This window comes from Rhabdobacter roseus, from assembly GCF_014202275.1.
Classification (GTDB): Bacteria; Bacteroidota; Bacteroidia; order Cytophagales; family Spirosomataceae; genus Rhabdobacter; species Rhabdobacter roseus.
In genome coordinates, this window is the sequence record NZ_JACHGF010000006.1 from 1 (window position 1) to 15,949 (window position 15,949).

The 15,949-nt window shown below is 56.0% G+C and carries 13 protein-coding genes, 1 pseudogene and 1 riboswitch; of the genes and pseudogenes, 7 read left to right on the forward strand and 7 right to left on the reverse strand.

Features of this window, described 5'->3' with window-relative positions:
• Nucleotides 1-92: 92 nt before the first annotated feature.
• The 6 genes and pseudogenes from HNQ92_RS28700 to hxpB all read right to left on the reverse strand — a co-directional run.
• Nucleotides 93-721 (reverse strand): annotated as a pseudogene (locus HNQ92_RS28700) (transposase); the annotation flags it as partial.
• A 294-nt stretch (nucleotides 722-1,015) separates the two neighbouring features.
• Nucleotides 1,016-1,495 carry a hypothetical protein gene (locus HNQ92_RS18105; RefSeq protein ID WP_184175827.1) on the reverse strand — a complete coding sequence of 160 codons (480 nt, stop codon included), beginning with the start codon at nucleotides 1,493-1,495 and terminating at the stop codon, nucleotides 1,016-1,018.
• A 12-nt stretch (nucleotides 1,496-1,507) separates the two neighbouring features.
• Complete coding sequence (locus HNQ92_RS18110; RefSeq protein WP_184175829.1) at nucleotides 1,508-2,662, reverse strand: zinc-dependent alcohol dehydrogenase; 1,155 nt, start codon at nucleotides 2,660-2,662, stop codon at nucleotides 1,508-1,510.
• A 292-nt stretch (nucleotides 2,663-2,954) separates the two neighbouring features.
• Nucleotides 2,955-4,109 carry a sialidase family protein gene (locus HNQ92_RS18115; RefSeq protein ID WP_184175831.1) on the reverse strand — a complete coding sequence of 385 codons (1,155 nt, stop codon included), beginning with the start codon at nucleotides 4,107-4,109 and terminating at the stop codon, nucleotides 2,955-2,957.
• Nucleotides 4,110-4,201: 92 nt separating this feature from the next.
• Nucleotides 4,202-5,533: a sensor histidine kinase gene (locus HNQ92_RS18120; RefSeq protein WP_184175833.1), complete on the reverse strand. Its 1,332-nt coding sequence runs from the start codon at nucleotides 5,531-5,533 to the stop codon at nucleotides 4,202-4,204.
• Nucleotides 5,533-6,204 carry a hexitol phosphatase HxpB gene (gene hxpB, locus HNQ92_RS18125; protein WP_184175835.1) on the reverse strand — a complete coding sequence of 224 codons (672 nt, stop codon included), beginning with the start codon at nucleotides 6,202-6,204 and terminating at the stop codon, nucleotides 5,533-5,535. Before hxpB ends, HNQ92_RS18120 begins: the two co-directional genes overlap by 1 nt.
• Before the next feature lie 44 nt (nucleotides 6,205-6,248).
• A riboswitch (TPP riboswitch) is annotated at nucleotides 6,249-6,344 on the forward strand.
• A gap of 109 nt (nucleotides 6,345-6,453) precedes the next feature.
• Here hxpB and thiM point away from each other — a divergent pair.
• Genes thiM through tenA form a run of 4 tightly spaced genes read left to right on the forward strand, consistent with a single transcriptional unit; the run spans nucleotide 6,454 to nucleotide 9,420 of the window.
• A complete protein-coding gene (thiM, locus tag HNQ92_RS18130; RefSeq protein ID WP_184175837.1) occupies nucleotides 6,454-7,293 on the forward strand; it encodes a hydroxyethylthiazole kinase in 840 nt (279 codons plus the stop codon).
• On the forward strand, nucleotides 7,293-7,934 hold the full coding sequence (gene thiE / locus HNQ92_RS18135; RefSeq protein ID WP_184175839.1) for a thiamine phosphate synthase: 642 nt from the start codon (nucleotides 7,293-7,295) through the stop codon (nucleotides 7,932-7,934). The genes thiM and thiE overlap by 1 nt, the downstream gene beginning before the upstream one ends.
• A complete protein-coding gene (gene thiD, locus HNQ92_RS18140; protein WP_184175841.1) occupies nucleotides 7,931-8,773 on the forward strand; it encodes a bifunctional hydroxymethylpyrimidine kinase/phosphomethylpyrimidine kinase in 843 nt (280 codons plus the stop codon). Before thiE ends, thiD begins: the two co-directional genes overlap by 4 nt.
• Nucleotides 8,770-9,420, forward strand: a complete 651-nt coding sequence (gene tenA / locus HNQ92_RS18145; protein WP_184175843.1) for a thiaminase II — start codon at nucleotides 8,770-8,772, stop codon at nucleotides 9,418-9,420. The genes thiD and tenA overlap by 4 nt, the downstream gene beginning before the upstream one ends.
• Nucleotides 9,421-9,521: 101 nt before the next feature.
• Here the strand turns inward: tenA and HNQ92_RS18150 are convergent, their stop codons facing one another.
• On the reverse strand, nucleotides 9,522-10,868 hold the full coding sequence (locus HNQ92_RS18150) for a sigma-54-dependent transcriptional regulator (RefSeq protein ID WP_184175844.1): 1,347 nt from the start codon (nucleotides 10,866-10,868) through the stop codon (nucleotides 9,522-9,524).
• 413 nt (nucleotides 10,869-11,281) lie between these two features.
• Here HNQ92_RS18150 and HNQ92_RS18155 point away from each other — a divergent pair, with 413 nt between their 5' ends.
• The 3 genes from HNQ92_RS18155 (at nucleotide 11,282) to HNQ92_RS18165 (ending at nucleotide 15,929) form a co-directional block, all read left to right on the forward strand.
• Nucleotides 11,282-12,529: an efflux RND transporter periplasmic adaptor subunit gene (locus tag HNQ92_RS18155; RefSeq protein ID WP_184176211.1), complete on the forward strand. Its 1,248-nt coding sequence runs from the start codon at nucleotides 11,282-11,284 to the stop codon at nucleotides 12,527-12,529.
• 184 nt (nucleotides 12,530-12,713) lie between these two features.
• A complete protein-coding gene (locus HNQ92_RS18160; protein ID WP_184175845.1) occupies nucleotides 12,714-13,391 on the forward strand; it encodes an ABC transporter ATP-binding protein in 678 nt (225 codons plus the stop codon).
• Between the two features lie 159 nt (nucleotides 13,392-13,550).
• Nucleotides 13,551-15,929 (forward strand): ABC transporter permease, encoded by a 2,379-nt coding sequence (locus HNQ92_RS18165; protein ID WP_184175846.1) that lies wholly within the window; start codon nucleotides 13,551-13,553, stop codon nucleotides 15,927-15,929.
• Nucleotides 15,930-15,949 lie beyond the last annotated feature (20 nt).

The following is a 15,949-nucleotide window of genomic DNA, read 5'->3' on the forward strand; positions in this document are numbered from 1 at the left end:
TACCAAGAAAGCACTGTGATAGTAGATTATTCAAAGAATATTAACTTGTACCAATTTGTAGAATCCGACTCCAAGAAATAGGGGGTTAGACCAAAATCAATACTCCATGTATGATTCAGGTGTTGTGGAACTTCCAAGGATTGCTGTACACGGGCTGGGAGCCTGCGTTTGACTTTCCTTCTTAAGTTTAGCCCCATGTGAGTATAAATCCTATGGACACGTTTATGGTTTGCTTTTAATCCTTCATTACGAAGCCGGTTAAAGGCAAGCCAGAAGCCTTCCCTTGGAAATTGTTCTGCCTTTTGAGACAAGAGCTGCATTAAAGTCGTATCATCTTTGATGGATTTATAACCAAATGAGGAACGGCTTAAGCTTAATGCACGACATGCCCTGCTTTTGTTCGTACATTGTTCCAGAAGCAATTCTTCTATGATTTGCTTCTTCTGGCAGGGCTTTAAAGCTTTTTTTCAATAATATACTTAGCTGCTTCTAGATCCAAAGCTAGGTTGGAGTACATCCGTTTTAGCTTCGCATTTTCCTCTTCAAGCTCTTTGATCCGCTTTAGCTCTGATGCCGTCATACCGCCATAACGCTCTCGCCACTTATAAAAAGCGGCGCGACTTACACCATAGGTTCGGGCGATTTCTTCGACTTTCTTGCCGTTGTCGAACTCCTTGAGTATCGCGGCAATCTGGGTGGGTGAAAATTTACTTGTCTTCATAATTACAATTTTAAAGTTAAAGATTTTATACTTTTAAATTGTACTATTTTTGGGGATGCTTACACTACTATAATCGCGTTAGTTGGAATAGTACTGATTCCCTCCCTTGCCACGGGTTAATTACAAGACGATCATTTGACGGGATGGATTCAAGTTCAGCCCAAGTACTTTTTTCGGCCCGCCGTTTTTCTGATCCATCGTATTTTTCATAAACCCAAAAGAGCCGGGCCCTACGCAGCATACGCGCAGGCCCGGCTCTTTTTCAAAGTACCCCTTTAAAAAGTACCTTCGGTACTATTTGCGCCGCAGGTAGGCTGCCACGGCCGTGGCCAGGAGCAGACCGGCCACTACCTTGGTCGCTACGGCTTTAGGATTGTGCTTGATCTGGGCTTTCCAACCCCTTTCCGCGAAGATATTGGGCACGCGGCCTTCCTTAAAATCCGCAATGACGCCTTCTATTTCGTCGACGCGGTCGGCCAGGAGCAGAGGAAGCCAGTGGCCGTAGCTGTTTTCGCTAAACTGAAAAGCGTACCGCCGGATCTTGCCACTGAGCCCGTTAGGCGGCAGGGTAGTTCCGAAAACGGCCGTGAGGTTGGGCCGTTCGTTGGAATGAAGTACCTCCGTCGTGACGGACTGCTGCGTGGGGCGCTCCCAGTTGTAGCCTTTTTGCTCCTCGTTGGTGCGGCGCTTGATGGGGTAGGTCGGATCGTTTTTCGGATCGGCGTCTACGCCCCAGCCTTTGATATGCGAGTAATCTTTTGCTAAATGTTCCATAAGAAATCGTCGTTACGTTCTGGCTGATGGGGGAATAAGGACCGTCTTGATGCAATTGTCGAGCTTGTCGGAGAAAATGCGGTAGGCGTCGGCCACTTCTTCCAGAGGTACCCGGTGCGTGATCATCCCCTTCGGATCGATCCGGCCGTTCTGGACGTGGTCGATCAGTTTGGGCAGCAGGCGCTTCACCGAAGCCTGGTTGGCCCGGATCGTAATGCCTTTGTTCACGACGTTCCCGATGGGCACCAGGTTGTCGGTAGGACCGTAGACGCCCACAATCGACACGATACCCCCCTTTTTGACGGAGTTGATGGCCCAGTGCAGCGCCGTAGCCGAGCCCGCCTGGAGCATGAGCTTCCGGCCGGTGATGGTTTGCAGGGCATTCCCGGCGGCGTCGGCCCCTACGGCATCGATACACACGTCGGCCCCCATCCAGTCGGTGGTTTTTTTGATAAAAACGACGGGATCATCCATCGAGCGGAAGTTATAGGCTTCGCACTGGGCGTAGTTTTTGACAAATTCGAGCCGGTACTCCACGTGATCGATCACGATGACGCGCCCCGCTCCGAAGAGCCAGGAACACTTGGCCGCCATGATCCCGATGGGCCCTGCCCCAAAAATAACCACCGTATCGCCGGGCTGAATGCCGCCCATCTCAGCGGCCTGGTAGCCCGTAGGTACCACGTCGGTGAGCAGTACGGCGTCGTCGGGGTCCATGCCGGGTGGAATCACCGTGGGGCCCACGTCGGCGTAAGGTACCCGTACGTACTCGGCCTGGCCGCCGTGGTAGCCACCGGCCGTGTGCGAATACCCAAAAATACCCCCCACGGCTGTAGCCTCGGGATTGGATTCGTGGCAGTTGCCGTAGAGTTCCTGTTTACAAAAAGCGCACTTGCCGCAGGCAATGTTGAAAGGTACCAGTACGTTGTCGCCCACTTTAAGCTTCTGTACCTCCGAGCCTACTTCTTCCACGACGCCTACAAACTCATGACCAAAGGTAGATCCCACGCGCGTGTCGGGCACCAGGCCGTTGTACAGGTGCAGGTCGGACCCGCAAATGCAGGAGCGCGTTACCCGCACGATGGCATCTTCCGGATGCTGGATCTCGGGCATGGGTTTGTGATCGATGCGGACCCGCAACGGGCCCCGATAATTCATTGCTAGCATACTCCTCTCCTTTCTTTACATTTAGTGGATTATTTTAAAACACAGCTACCTCCATCTTGCCGCGCCGTTGGGTACATCCCTGCATTAAGCCCGGAGCCTACGGGTGAAAGCGGGGTAGGGAAGTAGTGTTGTGCGTAGTTATAAAATAGTATGCCACTGAAAAGGAATAGGATAGAGCGGAAAGAATGGTTTTTGTGTACATTATTCCCGGCCCAAAAGAGCCACAGTAAAAAGGAGAGTGGGGTACTTTTGGGCTGCTTTTGCCGATCTAGCGTCGGCTTACAGGTACCCGTTACTTGTTGGGTTTGAAAAAGTCCTTGGGCGAAATTGCCTGAAAAACAATCGTTTCGTAAGGACTTTTTGTCCCGGCTTCGTACAGGCACGCGATGTAGCCCCTGGGCAGCACGGCCAGGCTGGAGTAGGCCGACGGCCCGCTGTGCAGCGTCTGGAGCCGGGGCCAGGTTTTGCCTTCGTCGAAGCTGGCGCGTAGCGTGAGGTGGCGGCGCTTGGTGGTACTGGCCGGGTTCAGGAACAGCAGGGTACTTTTCTTTTTGCGGCCCCGCGGCCAGGCGTAGCGCAGCAGGGCCGCCTGGCACACGGGCTCCACCAGCTCCGGGGCATCTTCGGGGGCGGTCCAGCTGAGGCCGCCGTCGTAGCTGAGGGCTTGGGCGCGCCGGGCCCGGCCCAGGTACGAGCGCATGTTCATGAGCAAAGTACCGTTGCCGTCGGCCAGCTCCACTACCTGGCATTCGTTCATTTTGGGCGTGATGCTGCCGCCCAGCTGCCAGCTCTGGCCGTGGTCGTCGCTGTAGATTACGTGTGCGCCGTACTCGTAGGGGCCGTTGCGCAAGGTACCTTTCGGGTCGTCGTAGCTGAAGTCGCAGGGGATCACCAGGCGGCCCTGGTGCGGGCCGTGCCGGAGCTGGATGCCCACGCCCGGCCCCGTGGCGTACCAGCCCCATTCGGGTTTTTTGGTAGTTTGAGTAATGTCCAGCGGTGCGGACCAGCTCAGGCCGTCGTCGTCGCTTTTCATGGCCCATACGGTGCGGGTACCCTGGCTGGTTTTCTTGATGATGTCCGCCTCGTGGTCGTGGCCCAGGTTGTGCGTCAGCAGCAGCCAGATCGTCCCGGTGGCTTCGTCGAGTACGGGGCAGGGATTGCCGCAGGTATTTGGGCCGTCGTCCCAAAGTACCCTTTGTTCGCTCCAGGTACTTCCGCCGTCGGTGGAGCGTTTCAGCAGGATGTCGATATTCCCGGCGTCACCGGCGCCGTCCTGGCGGCCTTCACAAAAAGCCAGCAAAGTACCTTGCGGGGTACTGAGCAGGGCGGGAATGCGGTAGCTCTTGTACGCGCCTTCGCCCGCTTGAAACAAAGGTACCTGGCCGACTGCGGGAAGGCAGTAGAGCGTAATGAAGCCAATAACAAAAGCACGGAGGCGCGTTTTCATAAACCAAGTAGCAGACAAGATGCCACGGGTTTATAAAGTACCCCCACGCCCCAATTTACCCAGTGAAAGGTACTTTGTACTCAAAAGGAAAGTCAAAAAGCAAGCCGGAACACCGTACCCTGGCCCACGACAGAAATGGCGCTCAGCTGGCCGCCGTGCTGCTGCAGGATCTGCCGCGACAGGCTGAGGCCAATGCCCGAGCCGGTTTTTTTAGTGGTGTAAAAAGGAATAAAAATCTTCTCCAGCGCTTCGGGCTCAATGCCGCTGCCGTTGTCTTCTACCTCGATGATGACCTGGTCGGAGGTGGTGAAAGCCCGCAGCTTAATGAGCGGCGAAGGCTGCCCCGTAAATACTTCCAGAGCGTTCTTGACGAGGTTGATAAGTACCTGCTGAAGCTGATCGGCGTCGGCCTTGATGGACAAAGCCTCGTTGCCAACGTCCACGGTCCAAAGTACCCCCGCCGACGTCAGGTCGGCCTGCATGAATTGTATCACGTCGTGCAGCAGCTCGCGCACTTCTACCTGGCGCAGGTTGGGCTTGGGGAGCGTGGTGAAATCACGGTACGCATTCACGAATTGCATCATCCCCTGGCTGCGTTTTTCCAGCGTTTGTAGGGCTTCTTTGAGGTCATCCACCGACTCCTGGTTGGAGGTACTTGGCTCGATGTCCTCGTTGACGATCAGGCGCATGGTACCTACCAGCGACACGATGGGCGTCATGGAGTTCATGATTTCGTGGCGCAGCACGCGCGTCAGGTTTTGCCACGATTCCACTTCTTTTTGCTGGAGCTCGGTACCGATATTTTGCAGCGCCACGATCCTTACCCAGGTACCCCGCAGCTGCATGGAAGTACCCTGTACGGCCAGGGGCTGGTCGTTGGGGGTATTGTAGAGCTCACGCACGCCCGTTTCGAGCTGCGAAAGGAGCTCAAACAGCTTGGGGTGTGCCTCACGCAGCTCGCTGAGCTGCCGCAGGCGGTAGATACCCAGCATACGGAGGGCGGCGTTGTTGATGAGGTTTACCTGGCCTTTGGCGTCGAAAGTAATGAGGCCGGTGCTGATGTGCTGCACGATGGCGTTGAGGTACTGGAGGTTGGTTTCTTTTTCGGCCCGCGCCTGCCGAAAGGCCGTAAGTACTTCGTTGAATTGCTGATTTAGCTCCTGAAACGTCGAGCCCATTTTGTTGTCGGCCCTAAATTTAATGGCGAAGTCGGAGTACCGCACCGACTCCAGAAAGCGAATAAATTTCCGGTTGAAGCCCGTTACGTAGAGGTACAGGCTCTGACCCAGCAACAGCATGGCGATCAGTGCGAGCGAGATCGGTAGCCAGGAACGATGGGGCTGCACCGACAAGTACCCCACGACCACCCCCACGGCCATGATCAGGATGATTCGCCAAAATATGCCAATGGAAAAGTGCCGCATCAGTCAGGTTTTAATTTGGGGCTCAAAGTAAGAAATTGCGGATCAAAATCAGCGAGGGACTTCATTTTAAAATGGGCCAAATCAAATTTAGGATCGTCGTACTCGTAGGGCGCGGGTACGGCTACGGTTAGCATTCCGGCGGCCTGAGCGGCGCGCAGGCCCGTGTGGGAGTCTTCCAGCGCCAGGCACTGGTGCGGAGCTAGCCCGAGCAGCCGGGCCGTGCTCAGGTACACGGCGGGGTGCGGCTTGCCGTGGGCTTCCAGCTCGGCGGAGTGCCAGGTTTCAAAGTACCCCACCAGCCCCAGCTTCCGCAGCACGGCTTCGATCAGGGGGCGGTCGGAGGCGGAAGCGACGGCCAGCCGGTAGCCCGCCCCGTGCAGGTACCTGACCAGCTCCAACGCGCCGGGCATAGGTACCACGGTGTCGACAATGAGCTGCCGTCCCAGCGCCAGAATGTCGTTTTCTAGCGCGTGGTGGTGATCTCCTTCCCAGGGCTGCTGCGCGTAGCAAAAGTCCAGAAAAAGCTTCGTAGAAAGCCCCACGGTTTGGCGGCACAGGTCGTCGGTGAGCGTCACGCCCACGCGTTGCATTACCTGCTCGGCGGCCTGCCGCCATAGGTCCTCGGAGTCGATGAGGAGACCGTCCATATCGAAAATAACTGCCCGGATCATGTTACTTTTTTTGATTTAGGCCAAAAGTACTACTTTTGATCTAAGAATGGCTTTGGGGGTGTCCTCTTGCAAGGACTGAGATAATACCCTTTGAACCTGATACAGTTGAGACTGTCGTAGGGAAAAGCAGATGGATCAGGGGTACTTTCCTGCCATCGCTCCTGGGGTACCTGGTACCTGTTTCCTCCTTCCGTTTCGAGTATCGTCCGGCCAGCCTCTTTCCTTTTCTTATCCTAACTCTGATACCCCGTGAAAGACAACCTTAAACAACTGCTCCAGACCTTGCGCGAAACGTCCCCGCTGGTGCACAATATTACCAACTACGTGGTCATGAACTACACCGCCAACGCCCTGCTGGCCGTGGGGGCCTCGCCCGTGATGGCCCACGCCGTAGAAGAAGTGGAAGAAATGACCAGCATTGCCGGGGCGCTGGTGGTGAACATAGGTACCTTGTCGGCCCCTTGGGTGGCGGGCATGAAGCTGGCCATGAGGCAAGCGGCTACCCTGGTGAAGCCCACCGTGCTGGACCCCGTAGGCGCCGGGGCTACGTCTTATCGAAACCAGGTACTTGCCGAGCTCATGGAGGCGGCCGCGCCGGATTTGATCCGGGGCAACGCGTCCGAAATCATGGCCCTGGCCGGGCTGAGCGTACAAACCAAAGGGGTTGATAGTACCATGTCGTCATTGAGTAGTGTAGAAGCGGCTCGGGCCCTGAGCGACCGCTACGGCTGCGTAGTAAGTGTGAGCGGCGCGGTGGATGTGATTGTGGATGTTGATAAAATGGCCTACGTCGCCAACGGCCACCCCATCATGACGCGCGTAACCGGCATGGGCTGTGCGGCTTCGGCCCTGGCGGGGGCTTTTTGCGCCGTGGAAAAAAATGTATTCGAAGCGGCGATCGCCGCGGCGGCCACGATGGGCGTTTGCGGAGAGCTGGCGGCCAGTACGCTGGCGGCCAGCGCCCTGGATGGACAAGGCCGGGTACTACCGGGTAGTTTTCAGATGGCCTTCCTGGATGCCCTCGCCAGCCTCACGCCCGAGCAACTGGCCGAAAAAGCCAACGTTCGTCTGGACTCAAAATCTGCCTGATGGAGCCCAACCTGGACTTGTACCTGGTCACCGACGAGCCCGCCTGCCTGGGCCGGGACCTGCTGGAGGTCGTAGAAGAAGCCGTGCGGGGCGGGGCTACGCTGGTGCAGCTGCGCGAAAAAACGCTGGATACCCGCGCCTTTGTGGAAAGGGCTACGCGCCTGAAGGAGCTCCTGCGCCCCTACGGCGTTCCGCTGCTGATCAACGACCGCCTCGACGTAGCCCTGGCCGTCGACGCCGACGGTGTACACATCGGGCAGTCGGACATGCCCTACGCCCGGGTGCGGCAGTTGCTCCCGCCCGGTAAGCTCATCGGCCTCTCGGTCGAGACGCCCGAGCAGGTCCTAGAGGCCGAGCCCTGGGACCTCACCTACCTGGCCGTGAGCCCGCTCTACGCCACGCCCTCCAAAACCGACCACGCTACGCCCTGGGGCCTGGAAGGGTTGCGCTGGGTACGTCAGCACAGCCGCCACCGGCTGGTGGTAATCGGCGGACTGAACGCCGCCACCATTCCCGAGGCCATTGCCCACGGGGCCGACGGTGTGGCGGTGATTTCGGCCATTTGCAGCGCACCTTCGCCCGGAGAAGCGGCGCAGGTACTTTACCAACAAATTACCCACTCCTTAGCCCAAAGAACATGAAAAGATACCCCACCGTAAAAAGATACCCCACCGTACTCACCATTGCGGGCTCCGACAGCGGCGGCGGCGCCGGTATCCAGGCCGATCTGAAAACCATCGCGGCGCTGGGCGCGTACGGGGCGTCGGTCCTTACGGCGCTCACGGCCCAGAATACGCAGGGCGTGCGCGGCATTCATCCCGTACCGCCGGATTTTGTCGAAACCCAGCTGAACGCCGTTTTTGAAGACATTACCGTCGATGCCGTCAAGATCGGGATGGTAGACGCGGGAGCCGTAGCGGAGGTGATTGCCATGGTGCTGGACCGCTATCAGCCCACGCAGGTGGTTTTTGACCCCGTGATGGTAGCCACCAGCGGGGCGCGCCTCATCCGCGACGAAACGGTGGAGGTACTTTGGCAAACGCTCTTTCCCCGCGCTACGCTCATTACGCCCAACCTCGACGAGGCGCAGGTACTGGTAGGCTGGCCCATTGATTCCCTGGAAAAAATGAAAACCGCCGCGCTGGAGCTGGTGCAGCGCGGCTGCCGGGGGGTACTTTTGAAGGGCGGCCACCTGCTGGGCCCCCGGCTGTACGACGTCCTGGCGCTGGAAGGAGAGGAGGTACCTCAGGTATTTGAGTCGGTGCATATCGAAAGTGCCAACGTACACGGTACGGGCTGTACGTTGTCGTCGGCCGTAGCTACCTACCTGGCGCTGGGGTACCCGCTGGCCGAGGCGATCGCGCGGGCCAAGGAGTACGTAGCGGGGGCCATTGAGGCGGGCCGCGAGGTCACGACCGGCCACGGACACGGCCCGCTCAACCATTCGTTTTCTCCCCAAAAAATGCAACTATTCTCATGACATTTACCCAGTACCTGTGGCAGGAAGCCACCCCCATTTTTGAAAAAATACGGGCGCATCCGTTCAACCAGGAGCTGCGGCAGGGTACCTTGCCCACCGATGCCTTTACTTTTTATATTTACCAGGATTCGCTCTACCTGGCTGACTTCGCCCGGGCGCTGGCCGTGGCAGGTACCCGCGCTGCGACGAGCCAGGAGTTATTGGATTTTTTGCAGTTTGCCCAGAACGCCATCCTGGTGGAGCGGGCGCTGCACGAAAGCTACTTTGACGAATACCGCATCAGCTATACCAGCGGCAAAGCGCCGGGCTGCTTTGCCTACACCAACTACCTGCTGGCGGTAAGTACCCTGGAGTCGTACGAGGTGGCGGTGGCGGCGCTATTGCCCTGCTTCTGGATTTACAAAGAAATAGGTGACTACATCTATGCGCACCAAACTACCCCCAACCCTTACCAAAACTGGATCAGTACCTACGCCGGGGAGGAGTTTGGCGAAGCGGTGCGGAAAGTACTTGGCATCTGTGACCGCCTGGCCGAGCAAGCCTCCGAAAGTACCCGGCAGCGGATGCGTGAGGCGTACCTTACCTCCTCGCGGCTGGAGTACCTCTTCTGGGACAGCGCCTACCGCCGGGAGGCCTGGCCGGTGTAAGGAAGGTACTTTCAAGGTACCTTTGGCGTGCGGCCCAGGTACCTGCCGGGGGTACTTTGGGGTGGGTATAAGGTACTTGGGGAAGGTACTTTCAACGTACCCTATAGCCCGTACTTTTCCATGCGGCGGTAGAGGGCGGCGCGGCTGAGGCCCAGCTCCCGGGCGGCGTCGGTGATGTTGCCGCCGAAGCGTTTCATGGCCTTCACGATCAGGTCTTTCTCCATTTCTTCCAGGTCGAAGCCCGTGGCAGCAGCGGGCTCGGGGCCGTTGCTTTTTAGGAAAAGATCCTCGGGTTGCAGGGCTTTGCTCTGGGAGAGAATCACGGCCCGCTCGATGGCGTGCTGCAGCTCCCGGATGTTGCCGGGCCAGTTGTACTGCTCCATTTTCTTGATGAGCGCCGCGCTTAGGGAAGCCACCGGGCGGTTGTACTTTTTCCGGAATTGCTTCAGGTAATGCTCGGCCAGCGGCTCGATGTCTTCCGGGCGGTCACGCAGGGGGGGCAGGTTGAGCTCGATGGTGTTGATCCGGTACAACAAATCCTGCCGAAAGACGCGGTCAGCCACCATTTTGTCGATCTCGTGGTTGGTGGCGCACACCAGACGCACGTCGATGGGGATGGGCTTGTTGGAGCCGACGCGCGTCACGCGCCGCTCCTGAAGTACCGTCAGGAGCTTGGACTGCAGCGGCAAGGGCAGGTTCCCGATTTCGTCCAGGAAAATAGTACCCCCCTGGGCTTCTTCAAAGCGTCCGGCGCGGTCGTCGCGGGCGTCGGTAAAGGCCCCTTTGACGTGCCCGAACAATTCACTTTCGAATAAATTCTCGCTAAGGGCTCCCAAATCCACCACCACGAAGGGCTTGGTGGAGCGGTCCGAGAGCTGGTGCAGGTGCCGGGCGAGTTGGGTTTTTCCGGTACCGTTTTCGCCCAAAATGAGCACGTTGGCGTCGGTAGGGGCCACCCGCTCTACGGTAGCCATCACCTGCTGCATGGCCCCACTGCTGCCCACAATAGAGGTATCCGTGGTTTTCTTGGTCTCGGTCTTTTCGGCTCCGGTAGCCTCCTTTTTACTGGCGAGGCCCGCCTGCAGGGTATCCAGCAGTTTGTCGTTTTCCCAGGGTTTCAGCACAAAGTCGGTAGCCCCGGCTTTGATGGCCCGAACGGCCATTTCTACGTCGCCGTAGGCCGTAATCATGATCACCGTGAGCTTGGGGTCGATGTCCAGGATGCGGTCGAGCCACTGAAAGCCCTCGCGCCCGCTACTGACGTCGCGGGTAAAGTTCATGTCCAGCAGCACGAGGTCGTACTGGCCGTTGGTGATCAGGAAGGGGAGCTTCTCCGGATTTTTTTCAATATCAACCTGCTTGACGTGCCGTTTTAGCAGCAGCTTGGCAGCGCTCAGGACGTCGACGTCGTCGTCCATGATAAGTACTTTGGCCTGAGAAAGAGACATACGGTGAGGTGGGTAATTAGTTAAGAATGGCTAATTTAGCTTAAAAAACTTGGGTAAAGCGCACCAAAGCTACGTACGATGAAGCGTAGCACCAAACGTGCTCTGTCAGGGGTACTTTGGTACATGCATTTAAAAGTAAGTATTTTGCCAGAAATACTGAAAATTTGGCTTGTTCATTGCCGAACAGGAATGTCCGAAAATGAACAGTTAATAAGAATAGAAATTATGATATACGTTTGATTTTCAGTAGGTTGTTTTTTTAGGCGACGTTTGGCATAGGGATTGAGTATTCTATAAACCAAATACGATGTGCCAAACTAATCTCATTTTTTGTAGATTCATTTCAATCAACGATGGAAATCAAGACACCGCCCACTAGCCCATACAGACCCAACTCGATGGAACAATCGTCCATGGATCGTCAAAAGCCCAAGAAATTCTGGAACAGTCGCCGTATAGGCATCACCGTAGGGTCCGTGCTGCTGGGTACTTTCCTAATCTATCAGTTCTTCCTGGCTGACAAGCGCAGCAAGCTAAACGTCGAAAAAGACAAGCTGACGGTATCGACGGTAAAGCAGGGCGAATTTGACGAGTTTATCGTCGTGACGGGCGTAGTACAACCCCTCAAGACCATCCAGCTGGACGCCATTGTGGGTGGGTACGTCACTGAGAAACTCATTGAGGGCGGAAACATGGTGAAGCAGGGCGACGTACTGCTGCGCCTGGAAAACCAAAGCCTGAAGCTGAACTTCCTGCAATCCGAAACCGAGGCCAGCCGCCTGGTCAACGACCTGCAAAATACCCGCCAGCGCTTGCGGGTAGAGCGTTTTAACTTACAAAAAACCCTGAGTGAGCTGGATTTCCAGATCGACCAGGCCAAGGACGCCCACGACCGCAACGTGCAGCTCTTCCGCGATAAGGTGATACCCGAGGCCGACTACCTCAAAACCAAACGCGAATACGACCGCTTGACCAAACAGCGCGAGATCGAGATCGAGTCGCAGAAGTACCAGGAGGAAAACGCCCGTATGCAAATTTCTCAACTGGAAGGTACCCTGGCCAACACCCAGAAAAACGTGAGCCTGTGGCGGCAAACGCTCGATAACCTGGTAGTGAAAGCCCCCGTATCGGGACTGCTCTCGTCCATCAATGTGGAGGTGGGCTCCAACATCAGCCAGGGCCAAAACATCGGACAGATCGACGACCTGGACGGCTTTAAAATGCGCGTAGGGATTGATGAACACTACAATTCCCGGATCTTCGCGGGCCTGAAAGGTTCCATGGAATTTGCCGGCAAACCGTACGCCCTGGAAATCGTCAAGATTTATCCCGAGGTACGCAGCGGACGCTTCGAGGTAGACATGAGTTTTGAAACGGCCGCTCCCGAGCGCATCAAGCGCGGGCAGTCGGCACCGATTCGGGTGCAGCTGGGGCAGCCGTCCAAAGCGACGCTGCTACCGGTGGGAGGCTTCTTCTCCGACACGGGCGGCAACTGGGTGTACGTCGTAAGCGGCGATGAGAAGCGGGCCGTGAAGCGCTCGATTACCCTGGGCCGGAAAAATCCGGAGTACTTTGAAGTACTGGAAGGACTACAGCCCGGCGACAAGGTCATCACGAGCTCCTACGAAAACTTCGGGGATAACGAGGTACTTGAATTTTAGCAGCCACTAGCGTAGCTCAACGGAAAGGTACTTTGAGCCGCCACCTAACAGCCATGAAAAAATAGGAAAGGTACTTTGGGAGAACATCCCCCGGGCTCCCAAAGTACCTCCTCCGTATAAGTACCCCTTTAGGATCAGAAACCCAGTCTAAACACATAATTCATCCTCTGTAAAACAACCTGCCATGCTAAAAATCAACAACCTGCAAAAGATATTTTCTACTGAAGAAGTGGAAACTACCGCCCTGAACGGCATCGACCTGGACATCAAGGATGGGGAGTTTGTGGCCATCATGGGGCCATCGGGCTGCGGGAAATCTACTCTCCTGAATATCCTGGGGCTGCTGGACAATCCCAGTGAAGGTTCCTACGAATTTTACGGTACGGAAGTAGCCCGGATGTCGGAACGGCAGCGCGCCCAGATTCGTAAAGGCAACATCGGTTTCGTGTTTCAGAGCTTCAACCTCATTGACGAACTGACGGTGTACGAGAACGTAGAACTACCCCTGCTCTACCTCAAAACCCCCGCCGCCGAGCGCAAGGAACGCGTAGAAACGGCCCTCGAGCGCATGAGCATGATGCACCGCCGCAACCACTTCCCGCAGCAGCTCTCCGGGGGGCAGCAGCAGCGGACGGCCATTGCCCGCGCGGTAGTAGCCACGCCCAAAACCATCCTGGCCGATGAGCCGACGGGAAACCTGGACTCCAAAAACGGCGAGGAGGTCATGAACCTGCTCCGCCAGCTCAACGAGGCCGGCACCACCATCATCATGGTGACGCACTCCCCCTACGACGCGGGATTTGCCCACCGGATCGTGAACCTGTTCGACGGGAAAGTGGTCACAGAGAAAATCCATATCTAGATCTAGGTACCTGGCCAGAAAGGGCTATGGAGAAGGAAAAGAGCAGGAGGAAGTGAACGTTCAGGGTTAAGCATGAAAAGTACCGGAGAAACGCCTCCCTGTGCCCAGGGTACTTTAACGGATTAGTCCCAAACGTACTTCATAAACTGAGCAAAGCGTATGATCCGGAACTACCTTACCATAGCCTGGCGAAATCTCTGGCGCAACAAGCTCTACAGCAGCATCACCGTCTTTGGCCTGGCCGTGGGGCTGGCTAGCACGGTGTTGATTTTGCTTTGGGTAAAGTACGAAGTCAGTCACGACCGATTCCATGTTCAGCATGATCGGATCTACCGGATCATGCTGAACCTATCCTCACCAGCGAATGAAACGCAGACCTATGATGCCGTGCCGATGCCTATGGCCGAGGAAATCAAAGCCAAGGTACCTGGCATTGAACGCGCCACGCGTTATTCGTGGGGAGAGCGGTCCCTGTTTTCCTTCGGCGACCAATCGATCATGGAGGAGGGACGAGCCGCCGAACCCGACTTCCTGAAGATTTTTAGTTTTGAACTTTTACAAGGCAACCCGGCGACCGCCCTGACCGAACCCAACACGCTGCTGTTGACCCAACGACTGGCTCGCAAGTATTTTGGGAATGAAAATCCGATTGGCAAACAGATTCAATTGGAGCGAGCGGAGACTTACCGGGTAGTGGGCGTGATCGCGGATATTCCTCCCACATCATCGCTGAATTTTGGGTACCTGCGCCCCTTCCGCGCCGAGGAATTGCAATCGACAGATTGGGGAGAAAATAACATCCAGCTATTTGCCCTACTAACCCCGGAAGCTAACCCGGCCACGGTTCAGACGCAGCTTCAACGAATAATTCAGCGGCACTTACCTACCTTAAAAGACCGGGCGTACTTTCTGCACTCCCTCAACGACTGGTACCTGCGCTCGAACTTTAAAGACGGAAAATACAGCGGCAGAGGCCGGATTGTCTACGTTTGGCTATTTGGCCTGGTTGCTGTACTGATTCTGCTCATCGCCGGTATTAACTTTGTGAATCTCTCTACCGCCCGGGCCACGCAGCGGGCCAAGGAAGTCGGAGTGAGAAAGGCCGCCGGAGCAAGCCAGGAAACATTGATGTGCCAGTTTCTGGGCGAATCCATGCTGCTGACGTTCATAGCGGGCCTGTTGGCCCTGGGATTGGTGTCAACGGCGCTCCCCTTCTACAACGAGCTGCTGGAAAAACCCTACTTCGGTGCACCCGCTCAGATGCTGATCTCCATTGATTGGCAGAACCCACGCTACTACGTTGCCTATGGGGGTATTTTAGTTTTCCTGGGATTATCAGCAGGCTTATATCCGGCCTTTGTACTGTCCTCTTTCCGGCCCGCATGGGTACTTAAAGGGTTGCGCGACAGGAGCGGCCAGAAGACGGCTTGGTTGCGTAAGTCTTTGGTGGTAACCCAGTTTACGGCCGCCATCCTACTCCTCATCGGGACGATGGTCGTGTATAGACAAATTCAGTTTATTCAGAATATCAACCTGGGCTTTCAAAAAGACAATTTGATCTACTTTAATACCGGCAATGTCGATATTTCCAGTATTGAACCCTTGATGGAGTCCTTTGCTCAACTCCCGGGAGTACAAGGTGTGACTCGAGCCAACACCGACTTTCTGGGAGTAGGTAGGGCCATATATCCCGACTGGCCTGGACAAACGTCCAGTTCACGGGCCTTGACTGGGATCTTGAACGGTGATGAGCACCTGCTCGCTACGATGGACATTCACCTTAAGGCGGGACGGGACTTTTCGTCCTCCTTTGGAACCGATTCGGCCAATGTGTTACTCAACGAAGAAGCCGCAAAGCGTTTTGGTTTTGAAAATCCGGTTGGTCATCCGATTACGGTAGATGGTATTTCCGGTACGGTGATTGGGGTCGTGAAAGATTTTCACTTAACCACTATCCACTCGCGTATTGAGCCCCTCATCATTCGGTTCCAGCCGTCGGAAACGCAACTCCTTTTTGCCCGCATTGATGGACGCAACATCGCGGGTACACTAAGTGCGATGGAACAAACCTACCAAAAGGTAAATCCAGGGTTTCCGCTTAACTTCATTTTTCTGGATCAGGCTTTCGATTGGATGTACCGAAGCGAGCGGCAGGTTGGCACGCTGGCCAAATGGTTTGCAGGGTTAGCTTTCTTTATTTCCTGCCTTGGCCTCTTCGGCCTCGCCACCTTCACCGCTGAGCAACGCACCAAAGAAATCGGCGTGCGGAAGGTACTTGGCGCGAGCGTAGTCAGCATCGTGGCGCTGCTTTCCAAAGATTTTCTGAAACTGGTACTGATCGCCATCCTCATCGCTTCGCCCATTGCCTGGTACGCCATGAAGGAGTGGCTGGCGGATTTTGCCTACAAAATTGAAATCAGTTGGTGGTACTTTGCTCTGGCGGGCGGGTTGGCCGTGGGCATTGCCCTGCTGACGGTGAGCTTCCAGAGCGTAAAGGCCGCGCTGATGAATCCGGTGAAGAGCCTGCGGAGCGAGTGATATACTTATTTCAATAATTT

What these genes read in the sequence shown, in the direction of transcription:
- HNQ92_RS18105 (WP_184175827.1), bottom strand. Translation starts at nt 1,495, where the DNA reads ATGGAACATTTAGCAAAAGATTACTCGCATATCAAAGGCTGGGGCGTA.
- HNQ92_RS18110 (WP_184175829.1), bottom strand. Translation starts at nt 2,662, where the DNA reads ATGCTAGCAATGAATTATCGGGGCCCGTTGCGGGTCCGCATCGATCAC.
- HNQ92_RS18115 (WP_184175831.1), bottom strand. Translation starts at nt 4,109, where the DNA reads ATGAAAACGCGCCTCCGTGCTTTTGTTATTGGCTTCATTACGCTCTAC.
- HNQ92_RS18120 (WP_184175833.1), bottom strand. Translation starts at nt 5,533, where the DNA reads ATGCGGCACTTTTCCATTGGCATATTTTGGCGAATCATCCTGATCATG.
- hxpB (WP_184175835.1), bottom strand. Translation starts at nt 6,204, where the DNA reads ATGATCCGGGCAGTTATTTTCGATATGGACGGTCTCCTCATCGACTCC.
- thiE (WP_184175839.1), top strand. Translation starts at nt 7,293, where the DNA reads ATGGAGCCCAACCTGGACTTGTACCTGGTCACCGACGAGCCCGCCTGC.
- thiD (WP_184175841.1), top strand. Translation starts at nt 7,931, where the DNA reads ATGAAAAGATACCCCACCGTAAAAAGATACCCCACCGTACTCACCATT.
- tenA (WP_184175843.1), top strand. Translation starts at nt 8,770, where the DNA reads ATGACATTTACCCAGTACCTGTGGCAGGAAGCCACCCCCATTTTTGAA.
- HNQ92_RS18150 (WP_184175844.1), bottom strand. Translation starts at nt 10,868, where the DNA reads ATGTCTCTTTCTCAGGCCAAAGTACTTATCATGGACGACGACGTCGAC.
- HNQ92_RS18155 (WP_184176211.1), top strand. Translation starts at nt 11,282, where the DNA reads ATGGATCGTCAAAAGCCCAAGAAATTCTGGAACAGTCGCCGTATAGGC.
- HNQ92_RS18160 (WP_184175845.1), top strand. Translation starts at nt 12,714, where the DNA reads ATGCTAAAAATCAACAACCTGCAAAAGATATTTTCTACTGAAGAAGTG.
- HNQ92_RS18165 (WP_184175846.1), top strand. Translation starts at nt 13,551, where the DNA reads ATGATCCGGAACTACCTTACCATAGCCTGGCGAAATCTCTGGCGCAAC.